The 16,161-nt window shown below is 39.0% G+C and carries 12 protein-coding genes; 4 read left to right on the plus strand and 8 right to left on the minus strand.

Going from position 1 to position 16,161, the window contains the following annotated elements; translation table 11 throughout:
* Positions 1–6 precede the first annotated feature (6 nt).
* The 3 genes from hemL to guaA all read right to left on the minus strand — a co-directional run bounded on the left by hemL (position 7) and on the right by guaA (position 4,646).
* A complete protein-coding gene (gene hemL / locus BVC88_RS15180; protein WP_075351562.1) occupies positions 7–1,299 on the minus strand; it encodes a glutamate-1-semialdehyde 2,1-aminomutase in 1,293 nt (430 codons plus the stop codon).
* Between the two features lie 3 nt (positions 1,300–1,302).
* Complete coding sequence (locus tag BVC88_RS15185) at positions 1,303–2,958, minus strand: hypothetical protein (RefSeq protein ID WP_075351563.1); 1,656 nt, start codon at positions 2,956–2,958, stop codon at positions 1,303–1,305.
* A gap of 158 nt (positions 2,959–3,116) precedes the next feature.
* Positions 3,117–4,646, minus strand: a complete 1,530-nt coding sequence (gene guaA / locus BVC88_RS15190; protein ID WP_075351564.1) for a glutamine-hydrolyzing GMP synthase — start codon at positions 4,644–4,646, stop codon at positions 3,117–3,119.
* Positions 4,647–4,815: 169 nt separating this feature from the next.
* Between guaA and BVC88_RS15195 the strand changes: the two genes are divergently transcribed.
* Both BVC88_RS15195 and BVC88_RS15200 read left to right on the plus strand, forming a co-directional pair.
* Complete coding sequence (locus BVC88_RS15195) at positions 4,816–6,519, plus strand: M28 family peptidase (RefSeq protein WP_075351565.1); 1,704 nt, start codon at positions 4,816–4,818, stop codon at positions 6,517–6,519.
* Positions 6,520–6,582: 63 nt separating this feature from the next.
* Positions 6,583–7,179 carry a hypothetical protein gene (locus tag BVC88_RS15200; protein ID WP_075351566.1) on the plus strand — a complete coding sequence of 199 codons (597 nt, stop codon included), beginning with the start codon at positions 6,583–6,585 and terminating at the stop codon, positions 7,177–7,179.
* A gap of 104 nt (positions 7,180–7,283) precedes the next feature.
* Here BVC88_RS15200 and BVC88_RS15205 read toward each other — a convergent pair whose 3' ends face one another.
* The 3 genes from BVC88_RS15205 to BVC88_RS15215 all read right to left on the minus strand — a co-directional run bounded on the left by BVC88_RS15205 (position 7,284) and on the right by BVC88_RS15215 (position 10,550).
* On the minus strand, positions 7,284–7,814 hold the full coding sequence (locus BVC88_RS15205) for a hypothetical protein (protein WP_075351567.1): 531 nt from the start codon (positions 7,812–7,814) through the stop codon (positions 7,284–7,286).
* Positions 7,815–8,088: 274 nt separating this feature from the next.
* Positions 8,089–9,771, minus strand: a complete 1,683-nt coding sequence (locus tag BVC88_RS15210) for a DUF2207 domain-containing protein (protein ID WP_075351568.1) — start codon at positions 9,769–9,771, stop codon at positions 8,089–8,091.
* A 218-nt stretch (positions 9,772–9,989) separates the two neighbouring features.
* Positions 9,990–10,550: a LemA family protein gene (locus BVC88_RS15215; RefSeq protein WP_075351569.1), complete on the minus strand. Its 561-nt coding sequence runs from the start codon at positions 10,548–10,550 to the stop codon at positions 9,990–9,992.
* Positions 10,551–10,760: 210 nt separating this feature from the next.
* Between BVC88_RS15215 and BVC88_RS15220 the strand changes: the two genes are divergently transcribed.
* Positions 10,761–11,459 carry an SGNH/GDSL hydrolase family protein gene (locus BVC88_RS15220; RefSeq protein WP_075351570.1) on the plus strand — a complete coding sequence of 233 codons (699 nt, stop codon included), beginning with the start codon at positions 10,761–10,763 and terminating at the stop codon, positions 11,457–11,459.
* A 147-nt stretch (positions 11,460–11,606) separates the two neighbouring features.
* Here BVC88_RS15220 and BVC88_RS15225 read toward each other — a convergent pair whose 3' ends face one another.
* On the minus strand, positions 11,607–12,467 hold the full coding sequence (locus tag BVC88_RS15225; protein ID WP_075351571.1) for a phosphotriesterase family protein: 861 nt from the start codon (positions 12,465–12,467) through the stop codon (positions 11,607–11,609).
* Positions 12,468–12,490: 23 nt separating this feature from the next.
* Positions 12,491–13,177 (minus strand): hypothetical protein, encoded by a 687-nt coding sequence (locus tag BVC88_RS15230; protein ID WP_075351572.1) that lies wholly within the window; start codon positions 13,175–13,177, stop codon positions 12,491–12,493.
* Between the two features lie 234 nt (positions 13,178–13,411).
* Here BVC88_RS15230 and BVC88_RS15235 point away from each other — a divergent pair, with 234 nt between their 5' ends.
* Positions 13,412–16,132 carry a DUF6797 domain-containing protein gene (locus BVC88_RS15235; protein ID WP_075351573.1) on the plus strand — a complete coding sequence of 907 codons (2,721 nt, stop codon included), beginning with the start codon at positions 13,412–13,414 and terminating at the stop codon, positions 16,130–16,132.
* Positions 16,133–16,161: the final 29 nt, after the last annotated feature.

Below are 16,161 nucleotides of genomic sequence, written 5' to 3' on the forward strand. Positions count from 1 at the left end.
CAAATTTTATTCAAATATCTCCTTCAAACTTTCTTGGTGTGCATTCAATATCCGATCGATCAAGTCATCACTTAAGGCTGTTGAGAGAAACAAACTCTCAAACTGACTAGGTGCCAAATAGACACCTCGATGAAGCATTGCTTGGAAGTATTTTCCAAACAAGGCCGTATCAGATTTCTTTGCAGATTCAAAATCGATCACTGGTTCAGTAGAAAAAAACAAAGAATACATACTTCCGAGTCGATTCACGGTAAACCCAAAACCCATTGATTCATTAACCTTCATGATACCCTCGGAAAGTTTTGTCCCTATATGACTCAACTTAGCATAGACTTCAGAATGTTCGTTGAGGTAGTTCAACATCGTTAATCCCGCAGCCATAGCTATAGGATTTCCTGAAAGTGTCCCCGCTTGATAAACTGGGCCAACTGGAGAAACAAATTCCATAATTTCTTTTTTCCCTCCGTATGCACCAACAGGCATACCGCCCCCGATTATTTTCCCCAAAGTGGTCATATCCGGAGTCACACCATAAAGTTCTTGTGCTCCCCCTTTGGCTAATCTAAAACCAGTCATCACTTCATCAAAAATCAACACAATCCCTTCTCTGGTACAGATTTCACGGAGACCTTCTAAATATCCGGGAAGAGGCAAACACAAGCCCATATTTCCTGGAACGGGCTCCAATATTAAAGCTGCAATTTCTCCTTTATTAGCTGCCACTAAAGTTTCAATAGCATCCAAATCATTATAAGGCGCCAACAAAGTGTCTTTTGCGGTCCCCTTTGTCACTCCCGGGGAATCTGGATTACCCATCGTCATAGCGCCAGAACCAGCTGCAATAAGAAAAGAGTCTCCATGTCCATGGTAGTGGCCTTCCATTTTGATGAATTTATCTCGCCCGGTAAACCCTCTTGCTACTCGGATCGCAGACATAGTAGCTTCTGTGCCCGAATTGACCATTCGAACTTTCTCTACCGAAGGAACCATTGAAACGATCAGTTCAGCAATTTCGACCTCTTTTGCTGTGGGCGCTCCAAAAGAGGTTCCGTTTTCCATTGCCTTAATCACAGCCTCCCGAATCATCGGATTGTTATGACCTAGAATCATTGGACCCCAGCTATTGATAAGTTCAATATATTCATTGTCGTCCTCATCATAGATGAAGGCTCCATTTGCTTTTTTGATAAATAAAGGATCCCCACCAACAGCGCGAAATGCACGAACGGGTGAGTTCACCCCACCTGGAATAAAGTTTTGAGCATGGGCAAAAAGCCGCTTGCTTTCAGAAATAGTCATGGATTAATTTAATGGTTTCAATTCACCTGCTTCTAAACTAAACACAGGAACATATTGATTGTTGTTACTATTTTGGAAATTAAAACCCCAAGTCAACTTTCCTTTTTGATAGACTGATTGATCAAGGTTTCTCCTTAAATCAAAGCCTTTGCTTGGAGACATATTGGAAGAAAGTAAATAGACCAGTTCATAGCCAAGCGAACTGTTAATATTTGGGTTTGATTTATACACAGAATAAAATTTCTCTGTAAATAGCTTGGAGGCTTCACTATCAAAATTGAGCGTATTATTTGCTATAAAATGAAAGTTTGGAAACTCAAGCATCTCAAAGTTCGCAAAATTAAAGGTTAACCAGGAATCCATTACCAAAGTTGGGATAGAGGCTGAAACAGATTCCAATAGTGCGAATGTAGGTTGCGCTATTGCGGGATCATCAGAAAGTAAAATAATCTGATCTACTACTTCCTTGGACAAGGAATCTCTTCCTGATTTAATTCCCAATTTTTTTAAAAACTCTGAGACATCTCTAGGGTTAACAGATTTGTTGCTGATTACTGTAAATCCTTCTTTAAGAAGCTCTTCCCCAAGAAAACCAGCTAATTTTTCATCACGAGTACTGCCACTGTTTCCAATAGCCACCCGCTTTCCCCAATTTTTTTGTTTCAGGTTTACAACTATACCTCGGGCAAGCGACTGAACTGAAGGTCTAAATAAATAGCTATACTTCATCTCTTCGAATCGGTCCCCGAGATTAGAAAGGGGATGAATAAAGGGAATTTTTGCATTTTCAGAATAAGCACTGACCATATCCGTTTCTTCAGGATAGATTGGCCCAATAATCACATCGGCCTTTGCCACTAAAGGATCTTGCAAAACAGCTTGAAGGTGACTCAAGTCCCGCTTCGAATCAAAAGTATTCAAACTCACTTTAACTCCTTGATTTTGTAATTCCTGCTTGGCTAATTCTATCCCTTGATATAATTCGAACACAAAATCATTTTCCGATATATTGAGAACTGAAGCACTATTGGAATTTGTAAATGGTAAAATCACTACTATATCCAATACCTCATCTTTAATGTTCTTATTGGAACTTCCTAGTCCCTGCAACTCATAGTATGCAGCACGCTCTGTGGCAGAAAGCACAGTTTGCCCTTCCAAAACAACTTTCATCACCGCACCGTAGCCAGGATTATCCTTGAATTCTCCAAGATTTGTAACCATAAAACTTGGACTCTCACTTTTAAGATTCTCGAAAGTTGCTTTTGCTGCAAGATTTTTTATTTCCTCTTTTTGAATCCTTTTGATTGTCCGAAGAGCTTCTAAATTTTGATTATTTTGAAAATAGGCTAATGCGAGGAGATAATTTGATTCATCTGTTTTTAACCAGCTTTTTGAAGAAATAGGTTGCAATGCTTCAATTGCCTGACTGGCTTGATTTGCTCCAAAAGCCGCCTCACCCAAATGAAAAGCTGCATAATTAGAAAGGTTTCCATATTTATTCTCATCCAAGAACTCCCTGAAAAGCGGCATTGCCTCCCAGTAATTTTTAGCTGCCAATTCAGCTTTTGCCTTGGTATATTGATCTGGTATCGGAATCTGAGCCTTTGCGAAGCTGAAAATAAAAATGAGTGGAAGTAGAAAAAGAATTTTTCTCATGGATAGTCAGTATGCCTTATTATTCAGGATTTACAAATTTAACCCATATTTTTCAAACCCAAAGTTTAACTCGAAATGGATTCAGATATGAATTCAACAAAAAACCCGAAGAATATCTCCGGGTTCTTAGATCTTATATTTTAAATCCTAAATAACATTTACTCCCACTCGATCGTAGCCGGTGGCTTGGAAGAAATATCATAAACTACGCGATTGACACCTTTAACTCGGTTAATTATCTCGTTGGATATCTTACCCAAAAATTCATAAGGCAAATGAATCCAATCAGCAGTCATTCCGTCAACAGATCCAACTGCTCTTAGTGCAACTACCTTTTCATAAGTTCGCTCATCACCCATTACACCCACAGAATTGATCGGAAGCAAAATCGCTCCAGCCTGCCATACTTGGTCATAAAGACCGTGATCTTTTAACCCTTGGATAAAAATATAATCCACCTCTTGAAGCGTCTTCACTTTTTCGGCAGTGATATCTCCGAGAATTCGAATTGCCAATCCTGGACCAGGGAAAGGGTGTCTTCCAATAATCGTCTCTACAATATCTAAAGCTCTACCTACTTCCCGAACCTCATCTTTAAATAAAGTATTCAAAGGCTCAACCACCGACAACTTCATAAAGTCCGGTAATCCACCCACATTGTGGTGAGATTTGATAGTTGCTGAAGGACCTTTTACAGAAACAGATTCAATCACATCCGGATAGATCGTCCCTTGACCAAGCCATTTCACCCCTTCTATTTTATGCGCTTCATCGTCAAAAACTTCGATAAATGCTTTTCCAATAGCTTTTCGTTTTGATTCAGGTTCAGTCAATCCTTCCAAAGCATCATAAAACTTCTGCTTGGCATCAACTCCAATCACATTCAATCCCATATGCTTATAGGAATCAAGCACCTCTTCAAATTCATTTTTTCGAAGCAAGCCATTATCGACAAAAACACAGGTCAATTGATCTCCAATCGCTCGGTGGATCAATGTTGCAGCTACTGAGGAATCTACTCCTCCAGAAAGTCCCATCACTACTTTATCTGAACCGATTTTAGCTTTCAAATCTGCAATCGTCGCATCAATGAAAACATCAGATGTCCAATCCTGAGAACAGCCACAGATTTGAACTACAAAATTTCGAAGGAGATTCTTTCCTTCACTTGAATGCGTCACCTCGGGATGAAACTGTATCCCGTAAGTTTCTTCTTCTTTTACCTTGAAAGCTGCAACACGCACTGAAGATGTGCTGGCTATTACTTCAAAATCGTCAGGTAATTCTTTAATCGTATCACCATGCGACATCCAAACTTGGGAACCATGGCTCATTTCTTTCAACAAGTCATAATGCGTATCGATATGAGAAAGGTTTGCTCGGCCATATTCACGAATCTCTGACGGCAGCACTTCTCCTCCATACTTTTGCGCTAGCAGCTGCGAACCGTAGCAAACTCCCAAAAGTGGAAGCTTTCCTCTGAAAACGTCTAGGTCCAAATCAGGAGACCCTTCGTCTCGAACTGAACACGGAGATCCCGACAGGATCACTCCTTTGATATCGGAAGTGATTTCTGGGACTTTATTATAAGGGTGGATTTCGCAATAAACATTCAGTTCTCGGACTCTTCTAGCGATGAGTTGGGTGTACTGAGAACCGAAATCGAGGATCAAGATTTGTTCTGCCATGCGCAAAGGTAATCAGGTCAGGGAAATTGCCGAAATGATATTGGAAAATAACCGAAGAATGTTTGGCTATCTGGATATAAAAGTCAAAAAATCAACCAAACAAAAAGAATCGATTGGTTGTGAAATTTAAAAAACTAAAATTCGAACCTGTTTTCAATTTCAAACTTCAATGAAAAAAATCCATTTTCTATTCCTGTTTCTCCTCGCATTTTCAAAATTGAGCTTTGCTCAAAGTTCACTCGATCAAACGATCAATCCCTATTTTGATTTGGTTCGTCCAAAATATTCAGGTGATCTGGCTTTTGAAACGGTTGCTTTTGTAGAAAAATACTGGCGTGTTGCTGGAAATACCGGCTTCAACGAATCGGTATTTTTGATTGCAAAAAAACTCGAAGAAGCAGGATTTGTATTGGAAGAAAATTCAAAACCAGAATCCAGACTAACCTATCGAATCGAAAAAAGAGGGATGAATCGCCCAACTTGGGAACCTGTAGCCGCGAGTTTGAAAATAACAGGTGAGAATAAAGATCTTTTAGAATTCTCTACGAATCGTAATATGATTTATCAATACTCCTCCTCTACTCCAAAGTCAGGAGTCGAAGCGGAAGTCATTTACATTTCCAAAAAGGAAGACCTTGAGCAATTGGATCTAAATGGAAAAATTATTTTTTCCGATCAGGTGAGTTATCGAAACCTTCAATCCGCTGCTGATAGAGGAATATTGGGGATTTTAACCTATGACAATCCCGACTATCTACAACCTGAAAAAAATCAAACTTCAATTCAATTTAGAAGTCTGCGGTATGAAGCAGAAAAAGAAAACTGGGCAATAGCACTTTCTTTTGAAGCAAAAGAAAAACTGAAAGCAGCTTTGGCAAAAGGTAAAGTGGAAGTCAATGCAAAGATTGAAACTAAAATCTATGATTCGGAAGAACTTACTGTTGTAGCGAATGTGAAAGGAAGTGAATTACCCTTGGAAAGCCTTGTTTTCTCAGCACATATTCAGGAACCAGGCGCAAATGACAATGCAACTGGTGTCGGAGCTCAATTGGAAATGACGGTACTTACAGCTGACCTAATTCAAAGTGGCAAATTAGATTTAAAACGAACGCTGACATTTCTTTGGGGGGATGAGATTATTTCTACCCGACGATATATTGAAGAAAAAGAGAAACGAGAAGCTGAAATTATTTGGGGGATTTCGTTGGATATGGTAGGAGAAAATACGGATGTTACTGGGGGCACATTTCTAATTGAGAAAATGCCTGATCCAAGCGCCATCTGGACTCGAGGTGAGGATAAACATACCGAATGGGGAGGTCGTCCACTGAAGGTGGAAGATATGAAGCCTCATTATTTGAATGATTTTATTCTCAGTGTATTTCAAAATCAAGGAAAGCATGCGAATTGGCAGGTGGTAACCAATCCTTTTGAGGGAGGAAGTGATCACACACCCTTTTTGAATGCCAATATTCCGGGCTTGTTACTTTGGCACTTTACTGATCAATTTTATCATACGGATAATGACCGATTGGATAAAGTCTCTCAAGAAACAATGAAAAATGTGGCAACGGGAGCTTTGGTAAGTGCTTATACCTTATTGAATTCGGATTCGAAAACAGCTGAAGAAATACTTCAAATGCTTATGGAAAAAGCAAAAGCTCGGTTAGAAATAGAAATTACGCTTAGCAAACAAGCAATTGCATCAGGTGGATCGAAAGAAGATGAGCAGAAAATAATTGACACTTGGGCTGATTATTATGAGAAGGCTCTGGATTCTATCAAGGACTTGGTTCATGATGACGATGAAAAAACTTTGAGGAGAATACAGCTCGCAAAAGAAACGATCAAGGCTCAGGTACCTGAACTTTAAAAAAAAAAATTCAACTAAGTTTTTTTGTTAAGTTTGCCATCTGAAACCTAAGCCTCTATTCAGATGAAAAAATCTTTTCTACTATTTTTAGCAATCATTCCATGCTTTTTGCAGTCAAGTGCATTTGCTCAAGAAACCAACAAATTGACTTATTACTTGGGAGCAGGCCCCACTATAGACGGTAATGGTGGACTTTTAGGTGTTAACATAAATAATGAGCTAAACTTTAGTTTAGGAAAAAGAACCTCCCTAAATCCATCAATAACTTTTTATCAATCTATTAAATATTGGAATGAGGATGATAAAAATAAAAACGATAATTCCTCTGGCCTCTTTACGAACGTGACTTTCAGATATGATCTATTGAAAACAAAAAATGATTTCAAGGTTTCCTTAGCCTTTGGCCCTTCCTTTCAAATTGGGAGTGAAAATGGATACGGAGGCTCATATCTAGTCTATGACGATTTTGGAAATTATTATGTAGACATTAAAAATGTAGAGCGTTTTATAAGATTAGGTTATACCCAGCAGGTTGTTTTCGATTGGAAAAGCAAAAATGAAAATCGCAGAAATTCCGCTGTACTTAGTATGTCATCATTTGATGGTTATTGGCCTTGGTATCTCATGGCTACCTATAGAGTTGGTTTTAAATTGAAATAGATTCCTAGCGTAGGACCTTTGAAAATTGAGTTTGCTCATTGGTCATTTTCATTTCCAAAAGTTCATTTCAGCTAATCTTATCCAAAGCTGAAATCTTTTAGGACTCAATTCTTCGGTAAATACTTTTCTGGGATTGGACTTTCTTCCGATTCCTGCATCCAGTATATATTAATAATCCACCATCTTTTTCCATCGTTGAGCAGTTGAATACTATTAATCCCCCTCGCAAATGGCGTATCCATTGATTCATTATTGTAGGAATTATAGGTGCTGAATACCTGTGTGATATTACCAAATGTGTCCGCCGTTCTATGGCTTTCTTTCTCAAAGAATCCGGTGTCAACCAACATTTTTCCAGCTCTGGAAATATACGCTTCTGGTGTCAAAAAAGTAGCTCCGATTACGCCCGCTTGGTTTTTACCAGAAGGGATCAGCTTGGCATCTGGATGGAATAGATATTTGAATAACTCCCAATCTCTTGCTTGACCTTTTTCTCCAGAAATCACTCCATACAATGTTTCAATTGTGCTATCAAGCGTCTGAACCTTGCTTAGGTATTTGGCATCCGTGGATTGCGCATTTACGGTCATCGAAATGGCAAAGAATGTGATTGCTAGAATTGCTACCTTTTTCATGTGATATAATTTGTTTTTTCAATGGTCATATGGAATCTCGCAAGGCTTATAATCATCCCAGTTTGTGTCGATTACGACATGCTCGATTTCATAAGATTTGTTTTATAATTTATGAGAGACTTCACTTTTCTTAAATAAACAATTTAAAGCATCTTAAGATATGATCAACATTAGGAAATCCCTACTTCGGTCATATTTCATCGGTCTTTTGTCGATTAAAGTAAAGATATTAAGCTTCTGACTTCATCCAGAATAATGATAATTTCTAAATCATCTACCAGCTTCCGCCACCGCCGCCACCAAAACCACCTCCGGATGATCCTCCGCCACCCGAACCTCCAGAACTGGAAGGAGAACTCACCATAGTGGATTGGGTGGACTTGATAGAATTGTTAAAGGATTTGGAGAAATGATTCATTGACATCATCCTTCCTGAAGTAGAATAGTACCAGGTTGGTGGCTGAATATTTAGGGCATCGAATTTCTTTGCCCATTTGTCAAACATGCCAAAAGCCAAGGCATAGCTCATCGTGGACTCGAAATAGGAAGGGTCTTCCTTGAGTAGCATTTTGAGTTTGTTCTCCTCAGCGACTTTGATGAACTGTTTGAAACCTTTCAACTCGGATAGAATCGCAGTTCCTTCTTTATTCTTTTTGATCAAAAACTGACTCATGATTATCAAGAAAAGCAGTGAAACTGCGACAGCGATTGCAGCTATTATTCCCCAGAAAAACAGAAATAATGGCGTAAGAATTAAAATCAGAATTACTAATCCGACGATTGTAAAATTTTTGATTCTGCGAGACTTATTCACATAGTAAATCTGCGCTGCGGCTTTCAAGTCACCACTTGCGGTACTCATCGTGGTATAAAACTTCTCCTTGAGACTACTGACTAGCACTTCTGTTGTGCTGGCAAATAGACCATTGAAAAGTTGGCGCTGATATAAAGGAGCATCAGCTTCAAGATCTTTCAATTTGTTAAGCCTTGTGTCATCCTTGGCAAACCAACCCTTTTCATCTATCTCCTCAATAGTCAGGTAGCCATTGGAAGCCCAGAATGGAATGAGTGATATCAAATCTGCCGTATCACCAGAATCATCGATCAAGTAACCCACCATAGCTGGATCCATACCTTTAGGCGGATAGTAACTCGTCGTAGAGGTGACATGATCGTCTTTGCCATGCTTTTTCCAGATCGCATGAAATGCAATATAAACTAAGGTCAAAATGATTATCCATCCATAATTTGTCCAGAACGGCCAGAAGAGTTTGATCTCTTTAATGCTTCCCAAAGGCAATTTCAACAGTACTGTCACCGCTTCGCCGCCAGAAGAAACTACATCAGGTTTGCTGTTGCCCGAAAAAGCACCATTAGAATAACTCGTTAAGAAATCTGAGGAGGGCGTAGCTGAGCCTACCGTTCCGGAATACAAAAAGTAATCTCCCTCATCCAGCGTGACTCCATTTGGTAAATGAACTTTGAAATCAATTTTATTGAAAGGAGCATTCCAATCACTAGGCTTGATATTCCAATAGAATTGTATGGCCTCTTTCTCGTAGAGAAAAGCGTTCTCTACTCTATATCTGATTTCGTACAGCTGTGGGCCTTCCAAAGTAATATCAGCGTCCCCGATTTTGATCCGCAGATTATCGGACATTTTCTGCCCAAATGCTGAAGGAGCATCAAACTTATAGCCTGGAACTTCAATATTGCTTATTTTGATCTTACGGGTTTCTTCCTTGTCTTCCTCGTTCAACAAATCGTAGGAAGTTTGAATATCCCGAAAGATACCATGTTTTGGAGCTTCAAAATTGAGGTTGTATTTCTCAACTACATCAAAATAACCTTCCTCATGAATCGTAATGTCCACTACGTAGGAAGTGACTGTGAAATCTTGAGCGTTGACTATTAACTGCGCAAAAAATAAGAGTAATAAAAATGAGATTTTTTTCATGTTAGTGCTAAAGTACCTACAAAGCTTAACTGAAGATTTGTATGGATAATTGTTTTCTAATTAAGAGATAGGTGTTTATTACTTTCTGAAAATATATTGACAAAAACATCAGAGAAAAGCTCCAAACTAGATTTTAGGCTACTTCGGTCACCGGTCTTCTGTCTTCCGGCCGGTAAAGCAAAGAATTATGGGTAATGGCATTAAAAAGGAAAATCAGATCAAGTAAAACTCACTTTTACATTTTCACGACTTTCTGGCTCAGCTTCGAAATAGTCAAAATGTTGGTAATTGAACATACCGGCCACCATCACTGCTGGAAAACTTTCTCCATAGGTATTGTTTTCGCGAACAGTGCCATTGTAATAGCGTCTTGACCGCTCTAGATTTTCCTCTATTTCATTCAGTTTGTCTTGGAGTTGAAGAAAGTTAGTATTGGCTTTCAAATCGGGATATGCTTCGCTCAATGCAAAAATGCTTCTCAGTGTTTTTTGGAGCTGATTTTCTGCTTGGATCTGTTTGTTGATGTCATCAGAAGGTACAGCCATCGCAGCATTTCTAGCTTGGATTACAGCTTCAAGGGTTTCCTTTTCATGGCTGGCATAGCCTTTTACAGTTTCCACAAGATTAGGAATAAGGTCATAGCGTCGCTTAAGAGCCACATCTATATTACTCCAGCCATCTTTTACCGTGTTTTTGTTTTTTACAAATTTGTTGAAAATGCCAATTAGAATAATGCTTAGAAACACGATGATTCCAGCAATAATGAGAAGTACTACCATAATGCGTTGGGTTTAAAATGAATTAGGACAGAGATATCAAAAAAGTAAATTGGTATACAGTCTTTTCGTACTCCGATGATTTTACATTTTCAAAATACCAACTTTTATTGAAAACTCAAGAATATCGGCACATCCAAATCTAGAAAACAAAGCCTCCACCCGAAGATTACTAAATTACCCTTAGAATAAGCAACTTAATCCGATCTTGAAATGAAGTCACTCCACTTAATCCTAATTTCTTTTGTTCTTTTTGCATTTCAGCCTAAGGTGAATCCATCTGATTATCTAAATGATCTGAAAATCGAATTTCAGAAAAAATGGCCTGAAAACAGGACGATCAACTTGGTTTTTCATGGTCATTCTGTACCGGCTGGTTATTTCAAAACCCCAATTGTAAATACCCTCCAATCCTATCCTTACCTAGTATTAAAGGAGCTAAAAGCACAATATCCATACGCTATGATTAACATCATCAATACCTCGATTGGTGGCGAAGATTCTAAAAGTGGAGCCCAGCGATTCAAATCAGATGTCCTAATTCATAAACCTGATGTACTCTTTATTGACTATGCCTTGAATGACAGAAGACTTGGAATTGATAGCGCAAAAGTTGAATGGGAATCAATGATCCAAATGGCCTTGAAAGCGGATATAAAAATCATTCTTTTAACTCCTTCACCCGATCAGAAATTAGATTTAAAAGAGGTTGATACCGTTTTAGATCAGCATGCTGATCAAATTCGTGCCTTATCAGAAAAATACGAGGTCGGCCTTGCTGATAGCTACGCCTTGTTCAAAAATGAAGTAATCTCTGGAGGCGATCTTCTTTCTTTGATGTCTCGAGGAAATCATCCGAATGAAAAAGGACATGCACTAATTGCCAAAGGGATTTTGGGGTATTTCAAGTAGTATTTAATAGGTTGTACATATGACCCCGACTAGGGTTCTATGGCTTATTTTGATTTCTAATTATCCACTTACAAACCCCGTAAATTGTAATAAATTAAATAATGGTTTTATTAGAATTTCGGATAGCATTTGGTTTAATCTCCCTAATTACTTAACCCAAAAGCCCGCTTTGGATTTTCTTCCAAAAGCATTTTCCTTGGCAAACAAAAATCGATCCACATAGGAATCCACTTCCCAGCCTATTCCATCCCAGGAAATCCAAACACCCAATTCCGCTGCTTTCTTGAAATTCTCGAAATCGGGTTCATTTTGAGCATGAACCCAAACGAAAACCGAAGGGTCAATTCCCATTTCTTGCAAAATCGCCACTTCCTGCAGGGCTGCAAACCAAGGACCTGTATGAGAGACTATTCGTAAACCAGTCTTTTGAAAAGTTATTCCAACAGCTCGCACAAGCTTAGCATCGACCTCAAGCAACGGTTGCTCCGCATTTACGGATATTTTAATAAATCCAGGTCTAATGCCGGTGGAAGAAATCCCATTTTCAAATTCATCAATCCATCGAGCGGCAAGTTCCTCAGCTGATTCAGTAAACGCATGTTTGGGTAAGTATTTCCCATCCACAGCTCCATAGTAACCGGTATTAGTGACTAGCTGAATTCCCGACTTTTCACTCAAAATCTTTAAAAGCTCTGGATCTTTTCCCAAATAGGAGGGAGTACATTCGAAGATGGTCTTGACTCCAAATTTTCTTACCTCCAAAAGATAAGGCAAGACTTTTTGAACCACAGCGGCTCTATCATACCGATCCATAGAAACCGAATCAGCTCCGATAAAATCCACCAGCATATGCTCGTGAATCAGAGTCAAGCCTAAGGAATCAATCGAATGACTACCTGAAACTGAATTAAAAAATTGATCAGATTCCTGATACACTTTCTCCTGGCAGGAAAAAAACAGAAGTCCGATAATAATGAGAACTGATATATTAAATACAAAAGGCTTCATTAAAGGCAATTTAACGGATTCTGTTAATCCATTAATATTATTTCCTCTACTTTACCCTGGCAGACGGCAGTATTCAAACCCATTTTCTCAAGGGAGCACGCAATTGTTTTTGCAGAGGTAAGATTAATTTTGACTTCAAAAACCCCCTCCTGATCTCCTAAGAAGCCGAATGAATACTGCGTATTTTCCGTAAGCCATTCTGCAATTTCTTCAAGCTTAAGGCCTTTAAGTTCTACTGAATTGTTTTTATGGGCAATAAACTTTTCAATTCCTCGATTGGGATTAAACATGGCATTTTTTAAAAGTGACTCGTCTTCAACCTTCATGCAATTGAATTCAATTGACTTAGTTCCAATTGAGAATTGATCAGGATATTTATTAATTAAATCGTCTAAGACTTCTTTTAAAAAAGCGGAATTAATTTCTTGTTCAGAACTTGTAAGTTTTAAACTGTATTCACTCTTTTCCCATTCAGATTTAATTGAAAATTCAGGCCAGACCTGTTTGAATACTTGATCCGGTTTTCCAATTACTTGAATCATTTTTGGACCGGAAGCACTACCTCCTTTGAGAAAACCTGTTTGAGGAAGTGGTATTAGCTCAAATGAATAATTAGCATTTTTAATTACAAACTCATCTTGAGTCTCTTTTGCGAGGGAAAACTCAACAAGGCAAAGACAAATCAGAAATACTAAGGAAAGTGTTTTCATAAAAAACTGGATTTAAATCGAACTTAAGTTTAAAACTGAAAAATTATTTTCAAGGTTTAACAAATTGCACTAAATATTTCTCTTCCCCAAAAAGTATCCTTTTAAAATACGGTCCTTTCGAGGAAATGTGTATTTTCCTACTCTCTATCAGAAGTTTACCTTAATTTAAAATCGATTATTGAACGCAATTGAATTTTAAAATAGAACTAGCAAAAAAGCCCATCTAACTTAACTATGAAAAGATTCCTGCTTGGTTTAAACTCTCTTTTATTATTTCTGATTTTCATTGGATGTAATTCCAGTACCAAAGAATCAGAAATTCCAATTGGTTTTAATCTTCAGGAATCAGACCTCCCAGATTACGAAAAAAACATTGATCATCAGAGACTCATCACCGCTTGGGGAGACCGACAAGGGGAATCGATCCGAACGGGGGAACATATTTACAACAACAACTGCTTCAATTGCCATGGAAACCCGGATCAGGAAGGCTCCATGCCCAATGCTTTCAAGTTTTGGAAGGATGAATTTAAAGTAGGAAAGGATCCCTATTCAATCTACCAAACGCTTACCAGAGGCTACGGGTCCATGCCTCCACAAGTCAATTTGACTCCAGTGGAGAAGTATGATATCATCAATTACTTAAGGGAAACCTTTTTGAAGGAAGATAATGTAACTCAATATATCGAAGTCGATTCGACTTACTTAGCAAGCCTCCCCGCAGGAACCAATACAGGGCCCGCTGCCAAAGAATTTAAGCCTTGGGCTGAAATGGATTACGGGAATTTTTTAATAAATACATATGAACTTGTTGGTCTCGATGCAGCACCACGAGAGCGTTCATCAGGCAAAGCTCCGCTTCCAGATGAGCCCCTAGTGAATTCAAATTTTGCCTATAAAGGAATTGCAATAAGACTTGACAAGGGGAAAGGTGGAGTTGCCGCTGGCAAAGCCTGGATAATGTTTGACCACGATCTTATGAGAGTTGCAGGTGCTTGGACAGGTGAAGGGTTTATAGATTGGGAAGCTATTTTATTTAACGGGAGGCACAATATTTCACCAAGAACAATCGGTGAACTTCATTTTGAAAATCCTGTAGCCCCAGCTTGGGCAAACCCCGCTACCGGTAACTTTGATGACCCCAGATTTACAGCTAGAGATAAACGAAAGTTCGGTCCTTTGCCTCGAGAGTGGACACATTATGAGGGCCTGTATCAATACAATGATCGCGTGATAATTTCCTACTCCGTGGGCAAAGCGAAAGTATTGGAAACCTTTGGAATGGAAACTTTGGATAATCAGCCTGTTTTCACACGAACATTGAACATATCTGCTTCCGATCAAACTCTAAAAATGAGAGTGGCACCAAGCAGTGCGGCGGTTGCATTTGTTGGGGAAGGTTCAAGTTTAAAAAAAGAGGCTGAATTTCACATTTTGGAAATTGAATCCGGCAAATCCATCCAAATCAAGTTACTGATTGCAAAAGCAGGAACCACAGGTCTTGAACAATTTGCCAAATCTTCCACCAAACCAGAAGACTTAAATAAGTTGATTAAAGGAGGTCCTGCTCGATATCCTGAAAAATTGACTACTGAAATACTGCGAGGACAGCAAGAAGGTCCTTTTCAAGTAGATATTTTGAATCCACCTTTTGACAGTCCATGGAGAAATCAATTCAGACTGAGCGGTCTGGACTTTTTCAAAAATCCAAATAAAGGGGTGATTTGCTCTACAGATGGAGACGTTTGGTTGGTGGAAGGATTCCTTGAAAATTCCGGCAAACTTACTTGGCAACGAATCGCTTCAGGTTTGTTTCAACCTTTGGGAATCAAAGTGGTCAACGAAGAAATCTTTGTCACCTGTAGAGATCAGTTGGTTCGATTACACGATTTTAATGGAGACAAGGAAACAGACTTTTACGAAAGCTTTAACAATGATCATCAAGTGACCGATCATTTCCATGAATTCGCCATGGGGCTTCAAGTCGATGTGGAAGGGAATTTTTATTATGCCAAAAGTGCCCGCCACGCCAGAGAGGCTTTGGTCCCACAACATGGAACCTTGATCAAAGTAAGCAAGGATGGAAAAAAGACCGATATCATAGCAAGAGGTTTCAGAGCAGCAAATGGGGTTTGTATCAATCCGGATGGCACTTTTATCGTAACTGACCAGGAAGGACACTGGAACCCGATGAACAGGATCAATTGGGTAAAAGAAGGTGGATTCTATGGCAACATGTTCAGCTTCAACCCTCCTGCCGATAGCACCGAAAGAGGGATGGAACTTCCTTTGGTTTGGGTAGAAAGGGATATAGATCAATCACCTTCCGAACTCCTTTGGGTAGATAGTAAAAAGTGGGGCGAATTAGACGGAAAGCTTTTGAACTTCTCTTATGGATATGGGAAAATCTTTGTCATTCCTTACGAGACAGTTGGCGAGCAAGTACAGGGAGGCATTTTCGAATTACCGATTCCGAGATTTTCTACCGGGGTAATGCGTGGAAGATTTAACCCAGGAGATGAACAACTTTATCTTTGTGGCTTATCGGCTTGGGGTTCTACACAGCCACAATTGGGAGGACTATATCGAATAAGAAAGGTAGATCAACCCATGGTTATCCCCATTGGGATCAAAGCTACTACTGCAGGTATTGAGCTAAGCTTTACGGACGAACTGGATCCAGACAGCGTCAATGAAATCACAAACTACACCGTGGAAACATGGGATTTGTTGAGATCCAGAAATTACGGATCAAAACACTACAATGAAAAAATGCTGTCTGTCATCAAAGCGGAATTAGGAAAGGACAAAAAGACGATACTATTGACTATCCCAAACATCAAACCAACTTGGGTGATGGAAATCCAATACCAAGTGAAGGATAAGAATGGTAAAAGCATTGAGGGATCAATTCAGAATACAATTCATCAATTGGGAGAAATCGCCGTTAGGTGATATTTCGCTTTTCTAAAAAAATAAAATTC

Source organism: Algoriphagus marinus, from assembly GCF_001936475.1.
Classification (GTDB): domain Bacteria; phylum Bacteroidota; class Bacteroidia; order Cytophagales; family Cyclobacteriaceae; genus Algoriphagus; species Algoriphagus marinus.

What these genes read in the sequence shown, in the direction of transcription:
- hemL (WP_075351562.1), bottom strand. Translation starts at nt 1,299, where the DNA reads ATGACTATTTCTGAAAGCAAGCGGCTTTTTGCCCATGCTCAAAACTTT.
- BVC88_RS15185 (WP_075351563.1), bottom strand. Translation starts at nt 2,958, where the DNA reads ATGAGAAAAATTCTTTTTCTACTTCCACTCATTTTTATTTTCAGCTTC.
- guaA (WP_075351564.1), bottom strand. Translation starts at nt 4,646, where the DNA reads ATGGCAGAACAAATCTTGATCCTCGATTTCGGTTCTCAGTACACCCAA.
- BVC88_RS15195 (WP_075351565.1), top strand. Translation starts at nt 4,816, where the DNA reads ATGAAAAAAATCCATTTTCTATTCCTGTTTCTCCTCGCATTTTCAAAA.
- BVC88_RS15200 (WP_075351566.1), top strand. Translation starts at nt 6,583, where the DNA reads ATGAAAAAATCTTTTCTACTATTTTTAGCAATCATTCCATGCTTTTTG.
- BVC88_RS15205 (WP_075351567.1), bottom strand. Translation starts at nt 7,814, where the DNA reads ATGAAAAAGGTAGCAATTCTAGCAATCACATTCTTTGCCATTTCGATG.
- BVC88_RS15210 (WP_075351568.1), bottom strand. Translation starts at nt 9,771, where the DNA reads ATGAAAAAAATCTCATTTTTATTACTCTTATTTTTTGCGCAGTTAATA.
- BVC88_RS15215 (WP_075351569.1), bottom strand. Translation starts at nt 10,550, where the DNA reads ATGGTAGTACTTCTCATTATTGCTGGAATCATCGTGTTTCTAAGCATT.
- BVC88_RS15220 (WP_075351570.1), top strand. Translation starts at nt 10,761, where the DNA reads ATGAAGTCACTCCACTTAATCCTAATTTCTTTTGTTCTTTTTGCATTT.
- BVC88_RS15225 (WP_075351571.1), bottom strand. Translation starts at nt 12,467, where the DNA reads ATGAAGCCTTTTGTATTTAATATATCAGTTCTCATTATTATCGGACTT.
- BVC88_RS15230 (WP_075351572.1), bottom strand. Translation starts at nt 13,177, where the DNA reads ATGAAAACACTTTCCTTAGTATTTCTGATTTGTCTTTGCCTTGTTGAG.
- BVC88_RS15235 (WP_075351573.1), top strand. Translation starts at nt 13,412, where the DNA reads ATGAAAAGATTCCTGCTTGGTTTAAACTCTCTTTTATTATTTCTGATT.